The organism is Bradyrhizobium murdochi (assembly GCF_000472965.1).
In the GTDB taxonomy this organism is placed as follows: domain Bacteria; phylum Pseudomonadota; class Alphaproteobacteria; order Rhizobiales; family Xanthobacteraceae; genus Bradyrhizobium; species Bradyrhizobium murdochi.
Window position 1 is genome coordinate 191855 of the sequence record NZ_AXAU01000008.1, and the last position, 21905, is coordinate 213759.

A 21905-nucleotide genomic window follows, 5' to 3' on the forward strand; every position below is an offset into this window, starting at 1 on the left:
GGGCTACACTCCCGATGACAATTTAACGATCGCGTAGATCGACGCCAAGGCGACCGCGATACAGAAGAAATTATTGGCCATCACGCTGGCGAGCTTCAGTATCTCGTTGTGCACATAGTCCTCGATGATGATCTGCATGCCGATCTTCATGTGCCAGACGCTCGCGATGATGAAGAGCACCAGGATGATCGCGATTGGAAGCGAGCCGAGGATCTGCGCCGCGCCGGCCTGGTTGCGGCCGATCAGCATCAGTACGATCACGATGACGGGCACGATCAAGAGTGTCATCGCCACCGCCGTGAGGCGCTGGCGCCAGAAATCGCTGGTGCCGGAATGCGAGGAACCGAGATAGCGGACGCGGCCGAGCGGCGTGCGCATCGACGAGGGGCGGCTCATCGTCCGCCTCCGACGGTGTAGGCGATGATCCAGACCAGGACGGTCAGCGAAATGCCGGCGATCAGCGCGCCCCAGGTGAGGGCTTCGCGCTCGTTGGCCTTGAAGCCGTAGCCGAGGTCCCAGAAGAAGTAGCGGATACCGCTGACCAGATGGTGCAGCAGCGCCCAAGTGTAGCCGAACACGATCAGCTTGCCGATGATGCTGCCGGTGAAGGCCTGCACATGGGCATACGCCCCGGGGCCGGAGGCGGCTGCGATCAGCCACCAGGCGAGCAGCAGGGTACCGAAATAGAGCGCAATACCAGTCGCACGGTGGATGACGGAAAGCGCCATCGTCAGGGTCATGCGATAGGTCTGCAAATGGGGCGATAGCGGTCGTTCGATCCTGGCGGTCATTCGGCGACTTCATGTTTTATGGGACCGCGGCCGGCCCATCGGGGAACGCGGTAGATAAATTCTATTTACGGAGTCGAGTCAGTCCGCGCAACGGCCAAATCGCTTGAAATGGAACCATGGTTCATTGTTAGCGACCTCTGAAACACGCTTGATCAGCGGCTTGGTATACCACGGCCATTTGGCACCGCTGAAGAATTGAATTTCGATTCTTATAATGACGCGCGCCGGCTGCTCACTGGAATGGGTCGGTTCCGTGCCACCGTTCCATGAGATAATCGATGAAGGCTCTGATCTACGGAGAAGCCAGCCGCGACGACTGAAACAACAAGTGCAGCGGCGCCGCGGTGCCGGCTCGTAGTCGGCGAGCAGGCGCATCAGGCAGCTTGCAGCCAAATCGGTTCCGGTTTCGGCCTCACACGACCGAACCCCACGATGGCCGACCCATTCCCTCGCGGCGGCGGGCACATCGAGGCTTCGTCCAGAGCCGGTCCGATATGCGGATTTTGCGGTCCGGTTTGCAGTCCGTGAAGAGTGGCGCAATCGGCTCGGCGCTTACCCTTCTTCGTCGGCAGCCGGTTGTGATCAGCCTGCTGTAAGGGCGGGTAACTTCAGCCTTTCAACCGCACTTCGCTGTGGCGCCATTTGCGGAGATCGCCTGCGCTATCGATCCGATCAGCCTCGGCTAACGCTCCGAGGCGGGCGCCGAGGATTTCAGCATTGATCGGCCAGCCGAGCTCCTTGCAGCGTTCCACCGCATTACCGATGACCATGGCGGTCTTCCGTAACCGTGAGGTCATGGCCGCAACGATGATCTGATCGAGATCAGCTTCGGATATCGACGCCGGAAGGGAAACCTCTTCCCATCGAAGCGTACTACTGATGACGGGAATCTCTTCGAAAGGTGCCTTGTCCATTGACCGATCCCCGAAGAAAGTGCGGCGCCTCATTTCGCCTTTGAATAGATATCCGAATACGTATCCCGCAAAATGTTCTTCTGCACCTTGCCCATGGCGTTGCGCGGCAGTTCGTCGACGACGAAGACGCGCTTCGGCATCTTGAATTTGGCAAGTCGTCCGTCGAGCACCTTCAGCACGCCCGCCTCGGTGACGTCTGCGTCCTTGTTGCAGACCAGCACCGCGGTGACGCCTTCGCCGAAATCGGCATGCGGCACGCCGATCACGGCGGATTCGATCACGCCCGGCATGGCGTCGATCTCGCTTTCGATTTCCTTGGGATAAACGTTGAAGCCGCCGGAAATCACCAGATCCTTGCCGCGGCCGAGGATGTGCACATAGCCCTTGGCGTCGATCTTGCCGAGATCGCCGGTGATGAAGAAGCCGTCGTCGCGAAACTCGGCTTTTGTCTTCTCCGGCATGCGCCAGTAGCCCTTGAACACGTTGGGCCCTTTCACCTCGATCATGCCGATCTCGTCGCGCGCGAGCTCCTTGCCGGTCTCGGGATCGGTGACGCGGACCGAAACACCGGGCAGGGGATGGCCGACGGCGCCGGGGACGCGCTCGCCATCGTAGGGATTTGACGTGTTCATGTTGGTTTCGGTCATGCCGTAGCGTTCCAGCACGGCGTGGCCGGTGCGCGCGGCCCATTCGCGATGGGTGTCGGCGAGCAGCGGCGCCGAGCCCGAAATGAACAGCCGCATGTGCTTGGTCGATTCCTTCGACAGCGCCGGGCTCTGCAACAGCCGCGTGTAGAAGGTCGGAACGCCCATCAGCACGGTGGCGCGCGCCATCAGCTTGATGATCATTTCAGGATCGAATTTCGGCAGGAAGATCATCGAGGCGCGCGCGAACAGCGTAACGTTGCTCGCCACGAACAGGCCGTGGGTGTGATAGATCGGCAGCGCGTGGATCAGCACGTCCTTGTCGGAGAAGCGCCAATAATCGACCAGGCTGTAGGAGTTCGACGCCAGATTGTCGTGCGTCAGCATCGCTCCCTTGGAGCGGCCGGTGGTGCCCGAGGTGTAGAGAATGGCAGCCAGGTCGTCATTGCTGCGGGCGACCGTCGCGAAGGCGGCATCGGCCTTGGCGGCGGCGTCCGTCAGTGACCCCTTGCCGTCGGGCCCAAGCGTTTCGACCTTTGCCTTCACCTTCGCCGCGATGGCGCCGATGCCCTCGGCCTTGGACGGATCGCAGACGACCAGCGCGGGCTCGGCGTCCGAGATGAAGTAGTCGAGTTCGTTCAGCGTATAGGCGGTGTTAAGCGGCAGGTACACCGCGCCCGCGCGTACGGTTGCGAGATAGAGCACCAGCGCCGGGACCGATTTCTCAGTCTGGGCTGCGACACGGTCGCCGGGCTTGACGCCGCGCGAGACCAGCACATTCGCCGTCTGGCCGGCGCGGGCGATCAGTTCGCCATAGCTGATGCGTGTGCCATCGAGCATCTCGATCGCGAGCCGGTTCGGATCGTCGAGCGTGTCGAACAGACGGGAAAACAGGTTGGCGTTGGCAGTCGTGTTCATGCAAACTTCCCCTAGAGGGCGCTGGCCTGCGAATTTCGCAGGCTGGAATAGCAAGAACGCCCTTCAAAAAGCAACGGAGACAGTTTGCATGACAAATGACGGGAAACGCGTGGCCTGGGTGACGGGCGGTGGCAGCGGGATTGGCGAGGCCGGCGCCGAGGCGCTTGCAGCCGATGGCTGGACGGTGGTGGTCTCGGGGCGGCGGAAAGATGCCCTCGACAAGGTCGTGGCCAATATCACCCAAAAGGGCGGCAAGGCCGAGGCGATCGCGCTCGATGTCAGCAACAAGGCCGATGTCGACAAGGCGGCGGACCAGATCCTCAGCCGACACGGCCGGATCGACCTCTTGGTCAACAGTGCCGGCATCAACGTGCCCAAGCGAAGCTGGGCCGACATGGAACTGGAGGGCTGGGACAAGGTCGTCGATATCAATCTCAATGGCGTGCTCTACTGCATGCGCGCGGTGCTGCCGGCGATGCGCAAGCAAAAGGACGGCTGCATCATCAACGTCGCGTCCTGGGCCGGCCGCCATGTGTCAAAGATGCCGGGCCCGGCCTACACAACGACAAAACATGCGGTGCTGGCATTAACCCATTCCTTCAACATGGACGAATGCGTCAATGGCCTGCGCGCCTGCTGCCTGTCTCCGGGCGAGGTCGCGACCCCGATCCTGAAATCGCGGCCGGTGGTGCCATCGGAGGAAGAGCAGGCAAAAATGCTGCAGCCGGAAGATTGCGGCCGCACCATCGCCTTCGTCGCCAGCCTGCCGCCGCGGGTCTGCGTCAACGAGATCCTGATCAGCCCGACCCATAATCGCGGCTTCATCCAGACGCCGAATAACCGGGATTAAAGCGAGCTCTCTCCAACTGTCGTCCCTGCGAACGCAGGGACCCATAACCACCGGGGCTCGTGGTTGCGCACAGCGGTGGCCACGCACGCCTGTGGTTATGGGCCCCTGCTTTCGCAGGGGCGACGGGGCGTGTCACCACACGATCCGGCTCCCCAAAAGTTTCAAGCATCACGATAAATTAGTCGCCGAAACTGACCCAAAAACCTCCCGTAGCTCGGGCCAACGACGACGAAATCAACCGGTCCATCGACCAGCGTCGTTGTTTTCAGCACCGGCGATACCCGCCGGCCACAGCAATCCTCGGGAGAAGATTCCATGTCGAAGCGTATTGCACTTCTGTCCGCCGCCATGTTCAGCGCGCTGGCTTTCACCGCCACCATCACCGCGCCAGTTAGCGCGGAAGAAAAGACCGTGATGGTCGGAGGTGCGGCGATGTTCCCGTCCAAGAACATCATCCAAAACGCCGTCAATTCGAAGGACCACACCACGCTGGTCGCCGCCGTGAAGGCCGCTGGTCTGGTCGAGACGCTGGAAGGCAAGGGCCCGTTCACCGTGTTCGCGCCGACCAACACCGCCTTCGGCAAGTTGCCGGCCGGCACCGTCGAGACGCTCGTGAAGCCTGAGAACAAGGCGACCCTGACCAAGATCCTCACCTACCATGTCGTGCCCGGCAAGCTCGCCGCGTCCGACCTCACCGATGGCAAGAAGCTCAAGACGGCCGAGGGCGAGGAACTGACGGTCAAGAAGCAGGACGGAAAGACCTGGATCGTCGACGCCAAGGGCGGAGCCTCTACGGTCACGATCACCAACGTCAACCAGTCGAACGGCGTGATCCATGTGGTCGACACCGTGCTGATGCCGGCGTCCTGAGCTCCCCGCGCGGCCCCTGACTGGTCCCAACAGGGGCGCGTGGATTGGCGGGCCGGGGCAACCCGGCTCGCTTTTTCGTGAAAGTCGATACGCGCCATGCATCGTTCTGATAGAATCATGGCAGTAACGAAACCAGGGTTCCAGGCGTATATTCGATACGAATTGCAAGCGGGGATGAGCCATGTCGGCCGTAACAGTCAGCGACCAACACGCCGCGTCAACCAAGGCAAAGATCATTCAGCCGGCCTGGGTGCGGGCGCTGCATTGGACCAACGCGTTTGCGATGGTCCTGATGATCATGTCGGGATGGCAGATCTATAACGCCTCACCGCTATTCGGCTTTACGTTCCCCCGTTCGATCACATTGGGCGGCTGGCTCGCCGGAGGGCTGCTCTGGCATTTCGCCGCGATGTGGCTGTTGATGGTCAACGGCCTGATCTATCTGGTGATGGGCTTTGTTACCGGCCGCTTCCGCAAGAAGCTGCTGCCGATCACGCCGGAGGGCGTGATTTCAGATACGAGAGCTGCGCTGACCGGCAAGCTGTCGCACGACGACCTCAGCAGATACAATTATGTGCAGAAGCTGCTTTACGCCGGCATCATCGTCGTCGGCATCCTCATCGTGCTGTCGGGACTGGCGCTCTGGAAGCCGGTGCAACTGCAATACCTGGCGGCGTTGTTCGGTGGCTACGAGGGTGCCCGTTACGTTCATTTCTTCTGCATGGCGGCAATCGTCGCCTTCCTGGTGGTTCATGTCGCGCTCGCGCTTCTGGTGCCGAAGAGCCTGCGCGCCATGATCATCGGCCGCTAATTTAAGGGGTTACAACCATGGGCCGCATGCGCAAGCTTCTGATCCCCGGCGTCGACAAGACGCTTCTCGTCAGAGACGCCGTCAAGTCCATGCCGGATCTCACCCGCCGGCGCTTCATCTCGGGCGGCGCCAGCCTTGGCGCGCTGACGTTTCTGACCGGCTGCGACGTGACGGACAGTTTCTCGGCCGAGGAGATGCTGAAGCAGGTCTCGAAATTCAATGACGGCGTGCAGGCATTGATGTTCAATCCTAATGCGATGGCGCCGACTTTCCCGGAAAGCGCAATTACAAAGCCGTTCCCGTTCAACGCCTATTACGACCTCGACGAGGCGCCTGAAGTTGACGGCAAGACGTGGAAGCTCGAGGTGCGCGGTCTCGTCGAGAACAAGAAGTCCTGGACGCTGGATGAGCTCTATCAACTGCCGCAGGTCAAGCAGGTGACGCGCCACATCTGCGTCGAAGGCTGGAGCGCGATCGGAAGCTGGACCGGCACGCCGTTGCGCGATTTCCTCAAACTGGTCGGCGCGGATACGCGGGCGAAATATGTCTGGTTCCAGTGCGCCGACAAGGACGGCTACAATTCGCCGCTCGACATGCCGAGCGCGCTGCATGCGCAGACCCAGATGACGTTCAAATTCGGCGACGAGATTCTGCCGCGCGCCTATGGTTTCCCGATGAAGATCAGGGTGCCCACCAAGCTCGGCTTCAAGAATCCGAAATACGTAATGTCGATGGAAGTCACCAACGACTACAAGGGCGGCTTCTGGGAAGACCAGGGGTATAATTCGTTCAGTGGGAGTTAGAGACGCTCCGATCAGCCGCGTTTGATGTCGTCCGAAATCGGCGCGAAGCGAACATTTCCCGTAAGTCCGCTTCGGGCCATTGCCGAAGCCGAATTTCCACGGTCCAAGGGAATGGCGACTATTCGACGAAGCCGGCCAGTCTCGGCAGCCACAGACTGATGCCTGGGAAATAAATGCACAGCATCAAGCCGAGCACCTGCAGCGCAACGAACGGATACATGGCCGTGAACACGTCGCTCATGGTGACGCCCGGCGGCGCCGTGCCCTTCATGTAGAACAGCGTCGCCCCGAACGGCGGCGTCATGAACGCGGTCTGCAGATTGACCGCAACCAGCGTGCCGAACCAGGTCATCAGGGCAGCGTTGTTGCCGATGTGGTCGGAGAAGTCGTACTTCAACAGGATCGGCGCAAACACCGGCAGGACGATCAGGCAGATCTCGATCCACTCGAACGGGAAGCCGAGCAGGAAGATCAGAACCATGATGAAGGTGAGCATTTCCCACTTGGTGTCGATGCCGAAATGGGTAAGCGTCGAGATCATCACGTCGTCGCCGCCGAGCACGCGGAACACGTAGGAGAAGCCGGTCGCACCGAGGAAGACCAGGAACACCAGGCCGTTGGCGCGGCAGGAGGAATAGATCGCCTCGTTCATCATCTTGAACGTCAGGCGCCTGTTCAGCGCGGCGATGAACATGGAGCCGAGCACGCCGACAGCACCGCTCTCCGTGGGTGTGGCCCAGCCGGCGAAGATCGAGCCGAGCACGATCACCAGCAGTGCCGTCATGGGGAACAGCCCCCGCCAGACGGCGTACCAGAACGCACGGCGGGTCTGCGGCCCGTAGCCGGGCGGCAGCTTGGGCGCGGCGCCCGGCCTGAAGATGGCGACGAGCAATATATAGACGAGGTAGAGGCCGGAGAGCAGGAAGCCCGGCAAGATGGCGGCGAGAAACAGGTTGCCTGCCGAGGTCGCCAGCATATCCGCCATTACCACCAGCATGATGGCCGGCGGAATCAGGATGCCGAGCGTTCCGGCCGAGGCGATGGTGCCAATGGCAAGCCGCTTGTCGTAACCCGCGGCCAGCATCTGCGGCAGGGCAATCACCGACAGCGTGATCACCGCCGCGCCGACCACGCCTATCGGCGCTGCCAGGATCGTGCCCATCACCATCACGGAGACCGCCAGCGCGCCTGGGCACCGCTTGAGCAGGACCTCGGCTGCGTCCAGCATGTCCTTCGCGGAGCCCGATCGCTCCAGGATTGCGCCCATGAAGATGAACATGGGGACCGACGCCAGGACCGGATCGTTGGCGACTCCACCCCACATGCGCAGTACGATATCGGATAGGCCCATCAGGTTGAACGTGCCGAGCCAAGCGCCCAGGACAGCAAAGACGAGCGCCAGTCCGCCCATGATGAAGGCGACCGGGTAGCCGATGAAAATGAAGAAAAACATCGACACGAACATGATTAGAGCGAGATTGTCGGCCAGCCAGTCGAGCACGTTGGAGTCCTCCGTTGGACTAGACGTCCGTAATCACGTGTCCGATTTGCAGATTGACCTCCCGCTCTGACTTTTCACCGAACAGGAAGACGATCACGCGGAGCAGTACGCTGACGATGCCGAGCACCACCATCCACAGGCCGGCAGCGTAGACGCCCTTGATGATCCAGCGGTGGGTCAACCCGACCGTGCTGTCGGACTGCTCGCCGAGCCGATAGGACTGCGTAACGAAATCCAGGCTGTAGTAGGCGACCAGGGCCATGTAGGGCAGCGCCAACACAAGGCAGCCGGCGAGTTCGATCCATGCCCTGTTGCGATACGACATCTTGTCGGTGAACGTGTCGACCCGGGGATGCGCGTTGATCGTGTAGCAGTAGCCCATCCAGAGCGAGAAGATCGCGGCGTGGAAGTGCCATTCCAGCTCTTGCAGCTTGGTGTACGGCAGCTGCAAGCCAAACTTCCGCGCGACGACATCGAACGTGGTCACGCACGCCATGATGACCAGCAGCCAACCGGACGCCAGGGCAACAACCTCGAGCGCCCGCCGTATGTTCTCGGACAGCTTCAGCAATGCAGTCATCGCGACAAAGTCCTGCTGTGGCGCATCCCGCGGCAGCGCGCCGTGCGCAACCGGCAGATCTCATCACCGGCCGGCGAGGCAAACCTCCCCGGCGGGAGCCGGCGCAGCCGCGCGCTGCACCGGCTGCCTCCGCTCAATCCTTCAGGTAGGTGGCTTTCATCGTCTGCGAGTCACCCCAAACCTTGAACTTCTTGCGGTAGGCCAGGTAGTGGTCGGCGACCTTCTTGAACAGCGGGTCCTTGGCCGATTCCTCCGCCAGCACCTCCAGCCAAGCCTTCTCCAGCGCGGCCAGGTCCTGGTCGCTCCAGCGCTTGACTTGAACGTTGTGCTTGTCGCGCATCTCGGCCATCGCCGCGAACTGGGAGTGGTCGCTCTCGACGTAGGTGTGCATGGTGGATTCGCCGAGGGCGATCTCAATGATCGCCTTGTTCTGATCCGACAGCGCCTCCCACGCCTTCTTGTTCATCAGAAGCTCGCTCACCGAGGTCTGCTGATGCCAGCCTGGGAAATAGTTGAACTTGGCGATCTGATGGAAGCCTAACTTGGTGTCCATCGTCGGCATCGAGAACTCGGTCGCATCGATCACGCCGCGCTCCAGCGCAGGATAGATGTCAGCCGCTGCCAGCAGCTGGGTGGAGACGCCGAGCTTCTGCATCACCTGTGCACCAAGGCCAAAGAACCGCATCTTCAGCCCCTTCAGCTCCTCGACCGACTTGATCTCGTTGCGGAACCAGCCGGAGGTCTCGGGTGCGATGGCGAAGGAGTCGATCGAAATCAGGCCGTGCTTGGCGTAGATCTCGTCGCGCAACTGGTTGCCGCCGCCGAACCACTTCCAGCCGAGAAACTCGCCGACGGGCGGGCCGAACGGTACGGTGGTGAAGAAGGCGAGCGCGGGGTACTTGCCCGTGTGATAGCCCGGCGTCGTCCAGCACGACTCGATCGAGCCCTTGGATACTGCGTCGAAGCACTCGAGCGGCGGGATCAGCGCGCCGGGCTCGTAGAACTTGATCTCCAGTTTGCCACCCGACAACCGCTCGACATTCTTCGAGAAGCGCACGGCCGAGGTGCCGAGGTGTGGCAGCTGGCTGCCGAACGCGCTCTGCATCTTCCAGCGGACTTTGTCCTGCGCGTTCGCATCTGTGGTCACCGCCGTGAGCGCCAAGGCCGATAGCCCCGCGAGTCCCATTAACAGTGTGGATTTCATCATCTTGCAGCTCCTCCCTTCGTTGCGCGCAATGCCAACTCCCGCAGCCCACACGGCCGCAATGTCTGCTCGACGGTACGTTCGTTAAGGTGGTTGCGTGCCGCTCCCTCGTCGCAGTCAAAGCAAGCATTTCGCGTGCCCGTGCGGCACGGCGAGCGCTCGATACCGGCACAAAAGGACTGTCGGTTCTATTGAGAGTGCGATGCCTGCCGACGGCATTCCCCGCTGCCAATTCGCCCCGAACGAAGACGTCGGCACGTCCCGTCTCGAAGAGCAGCTCTAAACAAGACTACACGATCCCACGCCCATCCAAAAGAGCTCACATTGGCCAGGGTGCCGCACAAACGATTAGGACAAACCAGTGCCCCGATGTCTGACTCGGGTCCAAAAGCAGCCGCGAAGAGAGCGCGGACCGATCTTCGCTCTGCCGCTGACAGCCGACGCGACGACGGGCTGGTTTCGGCCAAAGGCCCAATCCAAACTGGAGCCGCGAACGACTACGCGGCTGCCATGCCCATTCGTCGGCAGAAGCAAGATGGCTTGATCGGAATCTCCGCCAGCGCCTGCGCGAGGTCGTGCCCTTGAGGCGCGCAGGCCTTTGTCACTTCAGATCGCCCTTAGGGCTCCCTCAGCGCGTGACCTCAGGACGATCCAGCCTCTTGATGCAGCTCGCCACCCCGCATTAAGCGGCGGGCGATGTCGGCTGTCTGCAGTGAGGCGCGTTCTGTCGGTGAATGGGCCGCCAGATAGCGGGCAACCGCGATCAGGATGTGCCGGCCCTCGTTCGTATCGCCCCACGAGCCGAACTGCCGGACTCCCGCCTCCAGCATCTGATACGCATGGAAGCCTGCATCTTCTCGCAGCACCGCATGCGCGAGCGTAGTGATCAACGCCTGCGGCGAATGGCCGAGCGTGAGATGCCGTGCCACCAGGCTCGCGGCGAGATCGACCTGTCTCTGCCGGTCGAAGGCATCGAGCAAGGCGGCGCTGATCGTCTCTGGATCCGCAGGCAGATCATCGAGCTGCTCGCCGCCGTCGCCCGGGATGCGCGCCGGCGGCACATTGAGATAGCGAGCAAGGTAAAGCGCCATCGCCCCGTGCAATACGCCGCGCACGGCCGTGACGTGAGTGTCGATGTTGGCAGTCCCGATGCGGATCAGCATCTGGTGGACTGCGTTGGCGTAGGTGAACACGTGATGCGCCGTCTCCCAGTCGGCGTGCTCGTTGGCATTGCCGAAGCGCGCCACCCTGAGCGCTGCCGCGTAGGCGAGGGACTGGCCAAGGTCGGCAGGAGCGGCACCGGCGCGGATCGCCCCCTTGAGCGCGTCAACGATCCTGGCCGGATCGTCACCGAGCAGCTCTTGAGCAAGTGCGGCGTGGCCCGACCAGTCGCGCGAGCCGCGTCCGGCAGCGAACAGGTCCGCGAGTTCGCTGGTTGATTCTTCACACAACGCAACGAGGTCAACGGGCTGGCGCCAGGCAGTCGATTCCTCGGCGCCACGGGCCGCTACCATCTGACCGACGACAGTCGGCAGCAGAGCCGCCGCGTGTTGCCAGCCGATCAGGTCGAGGCACTCGAACGCCTTGTTGATGAAGTCGAGCGAGTGCCCTGTGTCGGCGAACGCCCGCTCGGTCTCGGCGGCGAACAGCGCATCGGCGAGTTCAGCCGGGGAGAAGCCGGCCGCAATCGCCGTGAGCAGGGTGCGCTCGGCCGCCTCGCGATGGCGCACGTTTGTCCAACGCCGCAGCCAACGTTTGAGCGCGGCCGGATCCGGCCGGCTTCCAAGCGGCGCGCGTTCCCGCCGCGGCGCCTCGCCGTCGCAGTCCGCCGCCACGCGGCGCGCGCCATGGAATAGAGCGAGATAGGCTTCATCCTTCGGCAGCAAAGGCAGGATGTTGGCGAGTGCCGTAAGGATCGTAAGACCGACGCCCCAGCCGTCGCGATTTTGCGCCCCGAACAGCGCCACCTGCCGTACGATTTCGGTCTGCGGTACGCCGGCCGCGAGTTGACCATGTATGGCCTTGGCAATGACGAGGCCGAGGTCGTGGGCGAGGCCGTTCGCAAGCCGCTGACGCCAGTGCGCGGCGAGATCGGCATGCGTGAACGTGGTCTTCACCCAGACGTCACCATTGCGTACCTCGACCGGGCAGATCGGCACGTCGTCCGCCCACAGGTCGAAGGTGCAGCCGCTTTCGAGATCGAAGCGCGCGTGGTGCCAGTGACAGGTCAGGATGCCGTCCTCGACGCTGCCGCGCTCGAGCGGGAAGCCCATATGCGGGCACCGATTGTCGAGGGCGAAGGCACGTCCGCGGTCGTAGATGACAAGGATCGGACGATGGTCACCGCGCACAACGAGCCGCCCCTTGAGCTTCAGCTCCTCAAGGCTGCCCGCCAGCGCAAATTCCTTGCTCGGCGCGTCCATGAGCATACCTCCCATTGTCGCTTTGGGGGCGCTGCAGGTACTCCGCAACATAGGCATCCTCTCGCGCAAAGGCGAGAGGGTGCGGTGGTGTTGGGGCTGCGCGAAAGGAACCGCACTGGATCACGCCGCTGCAGGTCTGAGCGTTACCTCAACGCGCACTGAAGGTGAGGCCGGCGCGCTCCATCAGACGCTTGCGCAACGCCGGACCCATCAGCGCGCCCGGCGTCCAGATGCCGCCCTCGCCTTGCACGTCGCGCACGACGCAGAGAGCGCTCTCGGCGATCATCTTGCTGGTCGAGCCGTAGCCCGGATCGCGGTCGCCCTTGACGACCGTCTCGACCCGTCCGCCATCCGGCAACTCGCCAAGGAAAAGGATATCGTAGAAGCCCTTCTCGCGCTCTTCCCGGGACGGGCCCGCACCGGGTTTGAGACCGCCGGTCCTGAACAAGGAGAACACCGTGGCGAACGTCTCCGTCGTCACGCCGGCGATTTCCCCCAATCCCGGCGCGACCATCATCTCGTCGTAGACGAAATCCCTGCCGTAGAGATGACTCAACAGGAAATTCGTGCGGTGCACGTTCTTGGTGTTGACCGGTGCCATGGGGAACGGCACGAGCCACGCGTTCATGTGCGGGTCGTATTCGGGGATGAGGCCCGACGGCTGAGACGGCCCGGTGAACCCCGGCGTCAACGCGAAGGGGTCGGTCAGCAGCCCGATCAGGGCCGGGTCGCGCGCGGCGGCGGCCAATGTCGCCTGGGCGCTCGCCGCGGTGCCGCCAGACATGCCGCCTTTCACCTTGCGCAGGCGGGCTTTGACCCGCCGCGCCGGGCGTCCGAATTTCTCGCGCGCCTTCTCCTGCACCGTGAGCACGCCGAGGTCGAACGGGATGGAATCGAAGCCGCAGGAGAAGACGATGCGCGCGCCGGTCCGTTTCGCCTCTTCGTGATAGGCGTCGATCATGCGCCGCATCCAAACCGGTTCGCCGCAGAGATCAACATAGGCCGTTCCCGTGGCCGCGCAGGCCGCCACCAGCCCGGGACCGTGGAGCTGATAGGGCCCGACAGTCGTGATGATCACGGCCGCACGCTCGCACATCGAACGCAGGCTGGCCGGCTCGTCGGCATCCGCCTTGACCAACGGCAAATCGTCCGGTGCGCCGATGTCGACACGCACCTTCCGGAGCTTGTCGGTCGAGCGCCCCGCGATCGCCCAGGACGGAGCATCGTCGCCGCGATAGGACGTCGCCAGATATTCGGCGATGAGACGGCCGGTGTAACCCGTCGCGCCATAGACGACGAGGTCGAAGTCCCGCTTCACGACGTTGGTCCTCCTCGAGACCCGGGAGAGCTACCGCGCCCCATCGCGTTTGATGGAGAATACCACAGTTCCCGCTGCCGAGCAGACACCTTACCATCAGGCGACGTCACTTTATGCCGCAAACTGCTACTCCCGTCGTCCCTGCGAACGCAGGGACCCATACCGCGTGATCTGAATTTTCGAGAAGGCTGGAGGAACAGCTTCCCATAACCACGAAATCCTGTGGTTATGGGTCCCTGCGTTCGCAGGGACGACCCGCGGATGGAGAACGCATCACGGCGGAGATTTCCGCACTACCTTCCTCTGAAACGCCGAGAGCACCGCGCCCAGCGCCAGCATCGCCGCGGAAACATTCAGCGCGAACGACAGGCTGCCCAGCGCATCCGTGATTGCGCCGACCACGATCGGGCCTAGCGTCTGGCCGATGCCGAATGAAATCGTCATCGCCGCAATCGCGGTGGGCCAGGCCTGCGGCGGGTAGTTGAAGCGGACGAAGGCGGTGGTGGAGCCGACCACGGCGAAGAACGCGACGCCGAATACCAGCGCCGATGTGGCGAGCAACCACACCGAGTGCCCAAAGATCGGCATCGCCGCGCCGATGGCGTTGACGCCGAGAATGATCGTGGTGGCGAGGCCGCCGCGGTCGAGCGCCAGCACGCGGCGCCATACCCAGGGCGTGATGAAAGCACTGACACCGATCAGGCTCCAGAACGCGCTCTGCGCCGCGGCACCGCCACCGGCGTCGCGGATATAGGCGATCATGAAGGTCATGTAGGCGATGTAGCCGGCGCCAAACAGAAAGTAGCCGGCGAGATAGATTACGACCGGCGCGACGGCGAATTTGGCTGCCGACGTTTCGGTCAGGGCTGCACCGGCATGAAACGGTGCGAGTAAGACCGGAATCGTCATGGCGACAGCCAGCGCGGTCATCGCCCACCAGACCATCCACCACGAGCCCGGCCCAAAGCCCTGCAGCACGAACGGCGCCACCAGTCCCGACGCCAGGATGCCCATCCCGGGGCCGGCATAGAACAGGCTGAGCAGAAAATTCGCCCGCTCGGGGCGCGACTGCGCAATCGTCGCCGCCAGCGCGCCGCCGCCGACAAATCCGGCCGCGGCGCCGACGCCCGCCAGAAGCCGCGCGAAACTCAGGACGTAGAAATTGCCCGTGGTGGCGCAGAGCGCCAGCGACAACACGCAGGCCAGCGTGCCCCATCGAACCGAAGCGGCCAGTCCAAAATGCCGGATCATGCGCGAGGCGAGCAGGGCGCCCGCGAGATAGCCGGCCGCGTTGATGGTGTTCATGAAACCGGCCGCGGAATAGCTCCAGGCCAGGGTGTCGCGCATGTCAGGCAGCACCAGCGCATAGGCAAAGCGGCCGATGCCGAGACCGACGGTCGGCGCCAGCGACAGAATCAGGATCAGCCGTGCGGGATGCGCGTAGCTCGTGGGACGGTCGGGGGCGTGCAAGGAATTTTGCTCCGGCGGAACGGCATTGTGGCAGGCCGCCAGGGGCATGCCCAGGCTCTGCGGCCGCAATGGTGTCTTGCCAACCGCGCAATGCCGCTCTAGCACTCCGCCCGGATTTCTCATTTTCCGTCATGCCCGGCCTTGTGCCGGGCATCCACGTCTTGCTGCCAACGCACAAAAGACGTGGATGGCCGGAACAAGCCCGGCCATGACGAACCGGAGGTAAACGACATGGCGACCCATAAACTGCTGCTTCTCCCCGGCGACGGTATCGGCCCCGAAGTGATGGGGGAGGTGCAGCGCCTGATCGACTGGCTGAACGCGGCAGGCATCGCGTCGTTCGAGACCGAGCAGGGGCTGGTCGGCGGCTCCGCCTATGACGCGCATAAGGTGTCGATCTCGGAAGGCGACATGGACAAAGCCAAGTCGGCCGATGCCATCATCTTCGGTGCGGTCGGTGGTCCCAAGTGGGACAGCGTTCCCTACGAGGTGCGCCCTGAAGCGGGCTTGTTGCGCCTGCGCAAGGATCTCGGCCTGTTCGCCAATCTGCGCCCCGCCGTGTGCTACCCGGCGCTCGCCGATGCTTCCAGCCTGAAGCGCGAGGCGGTCGAAGGCCTCGACATCATGATCGTGCGCGAACTGACCGGCGGCGTCTATTTCGGCGAGCCGAAAACCATCACCGATCTCGGCAACGGCCAGAAGCGCGCCATCGATACCCAGGTTTACGACACCTACGAGATCGAGCGCATCGGACGCGTCGCCTTCGATCTGGCGCGCAAACGCCGCAACAAGGTGACGTCGATGGAAAAGCGCAACGTCATGAAGTCGGGCGTGCTCTGGAACGAGGTCATGACGGCCGTCCACGCGCGCGAATACAACGACGTGACGCTGGAGCATCAGCTCGCTGATTCCGGCGGCATGATGCTGGTGAAGGCGCCGAAGCAATTCGACGTCATCGTGACCGACAATTTGTTCGGCGACATGCTGTCCGATATCGCGGCGATGCTCACAGGATCGCTCGGCATGCTGCCCTCGGCTTCGCTCGGCGAGATCGACGCCAAGACCAAAAAGCGCCGCTCGCTGTTCGAGCCGGTGCACGGCTCGGCGCCCGACATCGCCGGTAAGGGGCTCGCTAATCCGATCGCGATGATTTCGTCGTTCGGGATGGCGCTGCGCTATTCCTTCGACATGGGCGCGCTGGCCGACAAAGTCGACGCGGCGATCGCAGCGGTGCTGGCGAGTGGATTGCGTACGGCGGATATCAAGTCCGAGGGCACGACGGCAGCCTCAACCACGCAGATGGGCGAAGCGATTTTGAAGGAATTGCAGAAGCTGCACGCGTAAGCGCGCAGCAAATTCGGTGTCGTCCCTGCGAACGCAGGGACCCATAACCACAGCCTTTGGTCGTGAAGCGAAAGCCGTCGACCGGCATTCCTAAATCGAGAAGCCGCGGCGTATGGGTCCCTGCTTTTCGCAGGGACGACGCGGCGCGGTTATTCGATCGCTATCAATACAGCGGGAAGCGCTGCGGATAGCCGCCCATGTCCGACGGCGGGTTGAGCGGCTGGCGGTCGATCGGCCGGTTGAGGTTTTCACGTCCGAACGACGGATATCCAAGATCCGGTGGGAAGGCGTAGTCCTGGAACTTGCGGTCGCCCGGCAGCACTTCGGTGCCGGCATCGAGCCAGGAGCGCGTCGTGACGTAGACGCGGGTGCGCGGGCCCTGCTGGTACGACCGGTTGGGGCCGTTCGGACCGTAATAGGGGCGGCCGTCGCGGTCATATTGCTGCCTGGACTGGGCGTCGGCCGAGGTCGTGCCAATAGCGACGAGGGCGGCCGCGGCAAGCAACATCGCGAGCTTGCTCGCAGCAGGGAATTTTCCGGTCATTGCATCCTCGTCATTGTCCGCCCGCGACGGGCCGGCGGATCGTCAAATCTGGTTGCGTGCATTGTAGCCGTGGCAAGACCGTCGTCGCTAGGTCAATTGCGCCACACCGAGCCGGAATAATGCGATGCGAAGCGAAAAAGTTTCGTGAAAACAAGTGTCTTGGCCGCTTGTTGCCACAATCGTGAGGTGCGGCGGAATTTGACGCCGCCAAGGTGGGGCCTAAAGGGTGCCGCGCAGCCGCGGGTTATCGGCGTCCATCACCCAATCGGCAGACAGCGCCGGGGCGCCTGACGCCGCGCAATCGCTGCGCCTGACCTCGTGGCGGGCGAACAATTCCGTGAGTTTCGTGTCGTTGCCGGCCGAAAGCAGGATCAGCCGATTCAGCATGCAGCCGATCGCTGCGCGGCGGGCCGGCACATCCTCGCGCAGGCATGACCAGCCCGAGAGACGGAATTTCGGGTCATCGATGTGTTTGAAAAATCGGAGACATGCGCTGGTGGCCTCCGTGCCGCCGACCCGGCGAAACAGCGTCACAGCGCCGAACTTGCTGTCGATGATCCCGGCAGCCTCCAGTTCACGCGGGCCAGCCGGGTCCATCCTTGCGGCGAGGTAGCCCGCCGCCGAGCCGACCTGATCGATCTCCTCGCCCGGACGATAGATTTCGAGTTCGGCGACCGGCGTGCCGCCGAGCCCGCTCCAGCGGAATACGTCTTTGCGGCCACCCCCGAGATGTCGAAAAACCTCGTAAGTCTCTGTCTTGCCTGGAAAAATGAAAGGGCTGACGGCGAACGCCGGTGCTGTGCGCCCGGCCTGGCTCCAGGCCTTCGGCGCCGTCTCCATCGCCGTGATATCGGGCAAATGCTGCCATAGCGCGATACCGCCAATGGCCATTAGCGCCAGCATCATTAGATAGGCGCAGAGCCGTGCCAGCGTGCCGCAGACCTCGTCCACCAAGCTTACCAGCGCCGGGTGAATTGTCGTTCTATAGTGGGAATCGGCCGAACCGGCCGGAAACGAATGCATCAAACGCCCAAACGCAACCGCCAAACGTTGTCATATCGGCGTTTCTCGCATAGAAGCGCTGCCTTCTCCCTTTCCGCTTGACGCGGTGGGGCGGCATTTTTCCTCGGAGAGTGAACGATGGGTTACAAAGTCGCTGTCGTCGGTGCGACCGGCAATGTCGGGCGCGAAATGCTCAATATTCTCGACGAGCGCAAATTCCCCGCCGACGAGGTCGTGGTGCTGGCCTCGCGCCGCAGCGTCGGCGTCGAAGTGTCCTATGGCGACCACACCCTGAAGGTCAAAGCGCTCGAGCACTACGATTTCTCCGACGTCGACATCTGCCTGATGTCGGCAGGCGGCGCGGTGTCGAAGGAATGGTCGCCCAAGATCGGCGCCGCGGGTGCGGTCGTGATCGACAATTCGTCGGCCTGGCGGATGGACCCGGACGTGCCGCTGATTGTGCCGGAAGTGAACGCCGATGCGGCCGCGGGCTTTGCCAAGAAGAACATCATCGCCAACCCGAACTGCTCGACCGCGCAGCTCGTGGTGGCGCTGAAGCCGCTGCACGACAAGGCCACCATCAAGCGGGTCGTGGTCGCGACCTATCAATCGGTCTCCGGCGCCGGCAAGGATGCGATGGACGAACTGTTCTCGCAGACCAAGGCCGTCTACACCAATGACGAGCTGATCAACAAGAAATTCCCCAAGCGTATCGCCTTCAACGTCATCCCCGAGATCGACGTGTTCATGGAGGACGGCTACACCAAGGAAGAATGGAAGATGATGGCGGAGACCAAGAAGATTCTTGATCCCAAGATCAAGCTTTCCGCCACCTGCGTACGGGTGCCGGTGTTCGTCGGCCATTCGGAGGCCGTCAACATCGAATTCGAGAATCCGATCACGGCCGATGAAGCGCGCAACATCCTGCGCAACGCGCCGGGTTGCCTCGTGATCGACAAGCACGAGCCCGGCGGCTACGTCACGCCTTACGAAGCGGCCGGCGAGGACGCCACCTATATCAGCCGCATCCGCGAGGACGCGACGGTGGAGAACGGCCTCGCGCTGTGGTGCGTCTCCGACAATCTGCGCAAGGGCGCAGCCCTGAACGCGGTGCAGATCGCCGAATCCCTGATCAACCGCAAGCTGATCACCGCGAAGAAGAAGGCGGCGTGAGCCTGGCGAATGGGGAGTAGCGAATGGCGAATGGAATTCATTCTATTCGCTACTCGCCATTCGCTATTCGCCCTCCTGCACGCTGCGAAACTCCTTCGCCTTCTGATCGAGCACGAACAGCGAACCCTCGGCGACGCCGAAATAGGCGCCGTGCAATTCCATCTGGCCGCGCTCGACGCGGGCGCGCACGAACGGGAACGTCATCAGATTTTCCAGTGAGCGGAAGATCGCGGCCTTCTCGATCCTGATCGTGAACTCCTGCATCGTCTCGCGCTCGCGCTGTTCGACGACCTCGCCCGGCTTGATGAACATCGCCATCCAGCGGCCGATGAAGTCGCCCGGCGACAGCGGGTCGATCTTGTCGATGAAGGCGCGAATGCCGCCGCACTGGGCATGGCCGAGCACGACGATATGTTTGACGCGCAGCACGTTGACCGCATATTCCAGCGCCGCGGAGACGCCATGGGCGCCGCCGTCCGGCTGATAGACCGGCACCAGGTTGGCGACGTTGCGCACCACGAACAGTTCGCCAGGGCCGGCGTCGAAAATCACTTCCGGCGAGACACGGGAATCGCAGCAGCCGATCACCATCACGGCGGGCGACTGGCCGCGCTCGGAGAGTTCCCGGTAGCGCGTCTGTTCGGTCGGCAGCCGTTGCGAGGTGAAGGTCCTATAACCGTCGAGCAGATGTTGCGGGAAAGAGGTCATGGTGCCATGCCTAACCATAAGCCGATGACGGGAACAAGGCTTTCAGGCCGCCGCGCGAGATGATATCGCGGAGGCCTCAAGGTCACCCAAGGAAACCAGCCCATGATCCGTCCGCGCCGCAGCCTGTTGTTCATGCCCGGATCTAACGCGCGGGCGCTGGAAAAGGCGCGCAACCTGCCGGCCGACGGAATCATCCTCGATCTCGAGGATTCGGTGGCGCCGGACGCCAAGGCAATGGCCCGCGACCAGATTGCCAAAGCCATTGCGGCGGGCGGGTTCGGCAAGCGCGAGGTGCTGATCCGGGTCAACAGCCTCGATACGCCGTGGTGGGTCGAGGACGTCACCATGGCCGGCAAGGCGCGGCCCGACGGCATTCTGGTTCCCAAGATCTCCACCGTCGACGATCTCAATGCGATCGCCAATCGCCTCAGCGACATCAACGCGCCCACCTCGATCCGGGTCTGGGCCATGATCGAAACCGCGCGCGCGGTGCTGGACGCCGACAAGCTTGCCGCGGCATCGCGGGATTCCGAAACCAGGCTTGCGGGATTCGTGTTCGGGCCGAACGACATTTCGCGGGAAACGCGGATCCGCATGCAGCCGGGCCGCGCCACGATGATTCCGATGATCACGCACTGCATCCTGGCGACGCGCGCGCACGGGCTGGAAATTCTCGACGGGCCCTACAGCGACATCAGCAACATCGACGGCTTTGCGACCGAATGCGCGCAAGGCCGCGACCTCGGCTTCGACGGCAAGACGCTAATCCATCCGAGCCACATCGAGGCCTGCAACGCGATCTTCACGCCGCCGGCCGAGGAGGTCGAGCAGGCGCGCAAGATCATTGCTGCTTTCGAAAGACCGGAAAACGCCTCGCGCGGGGCGATCCAGCTCGACGGGCGGATGGTGGAACGGCTGCACGCCGACATGGCGCGGCGCACGATTGCGATTGCGGATGCGATCGCGGCCATGGGGCATTGATATCCTTGCTTGGCGTTTCTTCCCTTCTCCCCTTGTGGGAGAAGGTGGCATAGGCGGCCTATGGCGGCCGTCTCTTAGAACGCCGATGCTTTGCATCGGCTATGGCGCCGGATGAGGGGTTCCCTCCGCGGAGACAGACCCCTCATCCGTCGCGCTGCCGCTTCGCGCCAGCGATCCACCTTCTCCCACAAGGGGAGAAGGGAAGAGCGCGCCTGGCGCTTATCTATCGAACTTCTCCGCCGCCCAAGCAAAGAGGCTGCCGGGGATCGGCTTTTCACCGCCGCGGCCTTTGGGCGAGATGTGCAGGCCGATGATCTCGGGGTCGGCGAGCAGGCCTGAAAAATCCGTCGGCTCGAAGAACAGCTTTGGCTCGGCGTGCACCGCGTAGAACGACTGCTTCGGCAGCGCGTGCTGCAATTCGTTGGCACGGCGCGCCAGTGCGGTGAGCGCGGCGGGGCCGTAGATGGCGACGCGTATGTCGGAGAGACGGCTCGATCGGCGACGCAACTGGCGCAGCATGAAGGTGAGGCGATGACGCAGCGCCAGCCAGTCCGGCGTCAGGTCCTCCTGCTCCATCAGGCCTTCGAACGCCCGCACGATCGGATCATTTGCCGGCAGGTACAACACCGAGTTGCCGAGCTGGCGCCGGCGCTCCCACGCGAAGTAAGGCTTCGCCGGATCGATCTCGATCGGTTTGAGCAGCAGCACGTCGGCGTCGAGCCACAATCCCGCGTTTTCTGCCATCAGCCGCATGCGGAAGAAATCGCTGAACTGCAAAATGGTCCAGTCGCGCCAGCTTCCATCAGCCTCGGGCGGGCGCAGCCGCTCGGAAAAGGAATGCGGCAGGATCGCTTCGGCCTCAGCATTGCCGACGCCGTCGGGCAGGCCGGGCAGTGGATCGAAACTGTAGACGGTGACCTTGTGGCCTGCGGCAACCTGCGATCTGAGGCAGGTCAGTCGCAGCCCGTCGAGCGGGCCGTGCCAGAAGGTGACGACGTCAGGCCGCATTCGCGCCGCCTCCCTAAACAAAAGAGCCCCGATTTTCGTCGGGACTCT

21 protein-coding genes are annotated in these 21905 nt (G+C 63.0%); 7 read left to right on the top strand and 14 right to left on the bottom strand.

Annotated features, from left to right (window positions below; all coding sequences use genetic code 11):
• Positions 1-3 precede the first annotated feature (3 nt).
• From sdhD to YUO_RS0117440, 4 genes are all read right to left on the bottom strand, one after another.
• Positions 4-378 (bottom strand): succinate dehydrogenase, hydrophobic membrane anchor protein, encoded by a 375-nt coding sequence (gene sdhD, locus YUO_RS0117425; protein WP_051379494.1) that lies wholly within the window; start codon positions 376-378, stop codon positions 4-6.
• A gap of 14 nt (positions 379-392) precedes the next feature.
• Positions 393-791 (bottom strand): succinate dehydrogenase, cytochrome b556 subunit, encoded by a 399-nt coding sequence (sdhC, locus tag YUO_RS0117430; protein WP_028348440.1) that lies wholly within the window; start codon positions 789-791, stop codon positions 393-395.
• A 608-nt stretch (positions 792-1399) separates the two neighbouring features.
• Positions 1400-1738 carry a DUF3658 domain-containing protein gene (locus YUO_RS0117435; RefSeq protein ID WP_156908662.1) on the bottom strand — a complete coding sequence of 113 codons (339 nt, stop codon included), beginning with the start codon at positions 1736-1738 and terminating at the stop codon, positions 1400-1402.
• A complete protein-coding gene (locus tag YUO_RS0117440; protein ID WP_028348442.1) occupies positions 1735-3267 on the bottom strand; it encodes a malonate--CoA ligase in 1533 nt (510 codons plus the stop codon). Before YUO_RS0117440 ends, YUO_RS0117435 begins: the two co-directional genes overlap by 4 nt.
• An 88-nt stretch (positions 3268-3355) precedes the next feature.
• On the opposite strand from YUO_RS0117440, the gene YUO_RS0117445 reads away from it, so the two are divergent.
• The 4 genes from YUO_RS0117445 to YUO_RS0117460 all read left to right on the top strand — a co-directional run bounded on the left by YUO_RS0117445 (position 3356) and on the right by YUO_RS0117460 (position 6601).
• Positions 3356-4117 carry an SDR family oxidoreductase gene (locus tag YUO_RS0117445; RefSeq protein ID WP_028348443.1) on the top strand — a complete coding sequence of 254 codons (762 nt, stop codon included), beginning with the start codon at positions 3356-3358 and terminating at the stop codon, positions 4115-4117.
• A gap of 315 nt (positions 4118-4432) precedes the next feature.
• The gene (locus tag YUO_RS0117450; RefSeq protein WP_028348444.1) at positions 4433-4987 is read left to right on the top strand and encodes a fasciclin domain-containing protein; all 555 of its coding nucleotides are present in this window, start codon (positions 4433-4435) and stop codon (positions 4985-4987) included.
• Positions 4988-5168: 181 nt separating this feature from the next.
• The gene (locus YUO_RS0117455; RefSeq protein WP_028348445.1) at positions 5169-5798 is read left to right on the top strand and encodes a cytochrome b/b6 domain-containing protein; all 630 of its coding nucleotides are present in this window, start codon (positions 5169-5171) and stop codon (positions 5796-5798) included.
• A 17-nt stretch (positions 5799-5815) separates the two neighbouring features.
• Complete coding sequence (locus YUO_RS0117460; RefSeq protein ID WP_028348446.1) at positions 5816-6601, top strand: molybdopterin-dependent oxidoreductase; 786 nt, start codon at positions 5816-5818, stop codon at positions 6599-6601.
• 118 nt (positions 6602-6719) lie between these two features.
• Here the strand turns inward: YUO_RS0117460 and YUO_RS0117465 are convergent, their stop codons facing one another.
• From YUO_RS0117465 to YUO_RS0117490, 6 genes are all read right to left on the bottom strand, one after another.
• Positions 6720-8102, bottom strand: a complete 1383-nt coding sequence (locus YUO_RS0117465) for a TRAP transporter large permease (RefSeq protein WP_028348447.1) — start codon at positions 8100-8102, stop codon at positions 6720-6722.
• Positions 8103-8121: 19 nt separating this feature from the next.
• Positions 8122-8682 carry a TRAP transporter small permease subunit gene (locus tag YUO_RS40955; protein WP_051379487.1) on the bottom strand — a complete coding sequence of 187 codons (561 nt, stop codon included), beginning with the start codon at positions 8680-8682 and terminating at the stop codon, positions 8122-8124.
• Positions 8683-8815: 133 nt separating this feature from the next.
• A complete protein-coding gene (locus tag YUO_RS0117475) occupies positions 8816-9889 on the bottom strand; it encodes a TRAP transporter substrate-binding protein (protein WP_028348448.1) in 1074 nt (357 codons plus the stop codon).
• A gap of 638 nt (positions 9890-10527) precedes the next feature.
• A complete protein-coding gene (locus YUO_RS0117480) occupies positions 10528-12309 on the bottom strand; it encodes a Rieske (2Fe-2S) protein (protein WP_028348449.1) in 1782 nt (593 codons plus the stop codon).
• Between the two features lie 148 nt (positions 12310-12457).
• Positions 12458-13627 (bottom strand): saccharopine dehydrogenase family protein, encoded by a 1170-nt coding sequence (locus YUO_RS0117485; RefSeq protein WP_028348450.1) that lies wholly within the window; start codon positions 13625-13627, stop codon positions 12458-12460.
• A gap of 273 nt (positions 13628-13900) precedes the next feature.
• The gene (locus YUO_RS0117490) at positions 13901-15097 is read right to left on the bottom strand and encodes a YbfB/YjiJ family MFS transporter (protein WP_028348451.1); all 1197 of its coding nucleotides are present in this window, start codon (positions 15095-15097) and stop codon (positions 13901-13903) included.
• A 231-nt stretch (positions 15098-15328) separates the two neighbouring features.
• Here YUO_RS0117490 and leuB point away from each other — a divergent pair, with 231 nt between their 5' ends.
• The gene (leuB, locus tag YUO_RS0117495) at positions 15329-16441 is read left to right on the top strand and encodes a 3-isopropylmalate dehydrogenase (protein ID WP_028348452.1); all 1113 of its coding nucleotides are present in this window, start codon (positions 15329-15331) and stop codon (positions 16439-16441) included.
• Between the two features lie 163 nt (positions 16442-16604).
• On the opposite strand, the gene YUO_RS0117500 is transcribed toward leuB, so the two are convergent.
• A complete protein-coding gene (locus YUO_RS0117500) occupies positions 16605-16985 on the bottom strand; it encodes a hypothetical protein (protein WP_028348453.1) in 381 nt (126 codons plus the stop codon).
• Between the two features lie 219 nt (positions 16986-17204).
• Positions 17205-17936 (bottom strand): hypothetical protein, encoded by a 732-nt coding sequence (locus YUO_RS0117505; protein ID WP_235782741.1) that lies wholly within the window; start codon positions 17934-17936, stop codon positions 17205-17207.
• A 189-nt stretch (positions 17937-18125) separates the two neighbouring features.
• On the opposite strand from YUO_RS0117505, the gene YUO_RS0117510 reads away from it, so the two are divergent.
• On the top strand, positions 18126-19160 hold the full coding sequence (locus YUO_RS0117510) for an aspartate-semialdehyde dehydrogenase (RefSeq protein WP_028348455.1): 1035 nt from the start codon (positions 18126-18128) through the stop codon (positions 19158-19160).
• 63 nt (positions 19161-19223) lie between these two features.
• Here YUO_RS0117510 and YUO_RS0117515 read toward each other — a convergent pair whose 3' ends face one another.
• Positions 19224-19868: a carbonic anhydrase gene (locus YUO_RS0117515; protein ID WP_028348456.1), complete on the bottom strand. Its 645-nt coding sequence runs from the start codon at positions 19866-19868 to the stop codon at positions 19224-19226.
• Between the two features lie 102 nt (positions 19869-19970).
• Between YUO_RS0117515 and YUO_RS0117520 the strand changes: the two genes are divergently transcribed.
• The gene (locus YUO_RS0117520) at positions 19971-20849 is read left to right on the top strand and encodes an HpcH/HpaI aldolase/citrate lyase family protein (protein ID WP_028348457.1); all 879 of its coding nucleotides are present in this window, start codon (positions 19971-19973) and stop codon (positions 20847-20849) included.
• A gap of 219 nt (positions 20850-21068) precedes the next feature.
• On the opposite strand, the gene YUO_RS0117525 is transcribed toward YUO_RS0117520, so the two are convergent.
• Positions 21069-21857, bottom strand: coding sequence for a glycosyltransferase family 32 protein (locus YUO_RS0117525; protein ID WP_028348458.1), 789 nt, complete (start codon positions 21855-21857; stop codon positions 21069-21071).
• Between the last annotated feature and the right edge of the window lie 48 nt (positions 21858-21905).

Excerpts from the sequence above, each read along its gene's own strand:
- sdhD (WP_051379494.1), bottom strand. The coding sequence starts at position 378 with ATGCGCACGCCGCTCGGCCGCGTCCGCTATCTCGGTTCCTCGCATTCC.
- sdhC (WP_028348440.1), bottom strand. The coding sequence starts at position 791 with ATGACCGCCAGGATCGAACGACCGCTATCGCCCCATTTGCAGACCTAT.
- YUO_RS0117435 (WP_156908662.1), bottom strand. The coding sequence starts at position 1,738 with ATGAGGCGCCGCACTTTCTTCGGGGATCGGTCAATGGACAAGGCACCT.
- YUO_RS0117440 (WP_028348442.1), bottom strand. The coding sequence starts at position 3,267 with ATGAACACGACTGCCAACGCCAACCTGTTTTCCCGTCTGTTCGACACG.
- YUO_RS0117445 (WP_028348443.1), top strand. The coding sequence starts at position 3,356 with ATGACAAATGACGGGAAACGCGTGGCCTGGGTGACGGGCGGTGGCAGC.
- YUO_RS0117450 (WP_028348444.1), top strand. The coding sequence starts at position 4,433 with ATGTCGAAGCGTATTGCACTTCTGTCCGCCGCCATGTTCAGCGCGCTG.
- YUO_RS0117455 (WP_028348445.1), top strand. The coding sequence starts at position 5,169 with ATGTCGGCCGTAACAGTCAGCGACCAACACGCCGCGTCAACCAAGGCA.
- YUO_RS0117460 (WP_028348446.1), top strand. The coding sequence starts at position 5,816 with ATGGGCCGCATGCGCAAGCTTCTGATCCCCGGCGTCGACAAGACGCTT.
- YUO_RS40955 (WP_051379487.1), bottom strand. The coding sequence starts at position 8,682 with ATGACTGCATTGCTGAAGCTGTCCGAGAACATACGGCGGGCGCTCGAG.
- YUO_RS0117475 (WP_028348448.1), bottom strand. The coding sequence starts at position 9,889 with ATGATGAAATCCACACTGTTAATGGGACTCGCGGGGCTATCGGCCTTG.
- YUO_RS0117480 (WP_028348449.1), bottom strand. The coding sequence starts at position 12,309 with ATGGACGCGCCGAGCAAGGAATTTGCGCTGGCGGGCAGCCTTGAGGAG.
- leuB (WP_028348452.1), top strand. The coding sequence starts at position 15,329 with ATGGCGACCCATAAACTGCTGCTTCTCCCCGGCGACGGTATCGGCCCC.
- YUO_RS0117500 (WP_028348453.1), bottom strand. The coding sequence starts at position 16,985 with ATGACCGGAAAATTCCCTGCTGCGAGCAAGCTCGCGATGTTGCTTGCC.
- YUO_RS0117510 (WP_028348455.1), top strand. The coding sequence starts at position 18,126 with ATGGGTTACAAAGTCGCTGTCGTCGGTGCGACCGGCAATGTCGGGCGC.
- YUO_RS0117515 (WP_028348456.1), bottom strand. The coding sequence starts at position 19,868 with ATGACCTCTTTCCCGCAACATCTGCTCGACGGTTATAGGACCTTCACC.
- YUO_RS0117520 (WP_028348457.1), top strand. The coding sequence starts at position 19,971 with ATGATCCGTCCGCGCCGCAGCCTGTTGTTCATGCCCGGATCTAACGCG.
- YUO_RS0117525 (WP_028348458.1), bottom strand. The coding sequence starts at position 21,857 with ATGCGGCCTGACGTCGTCACCTTCTGGCACGGCCCGCTCGACGGGCTG.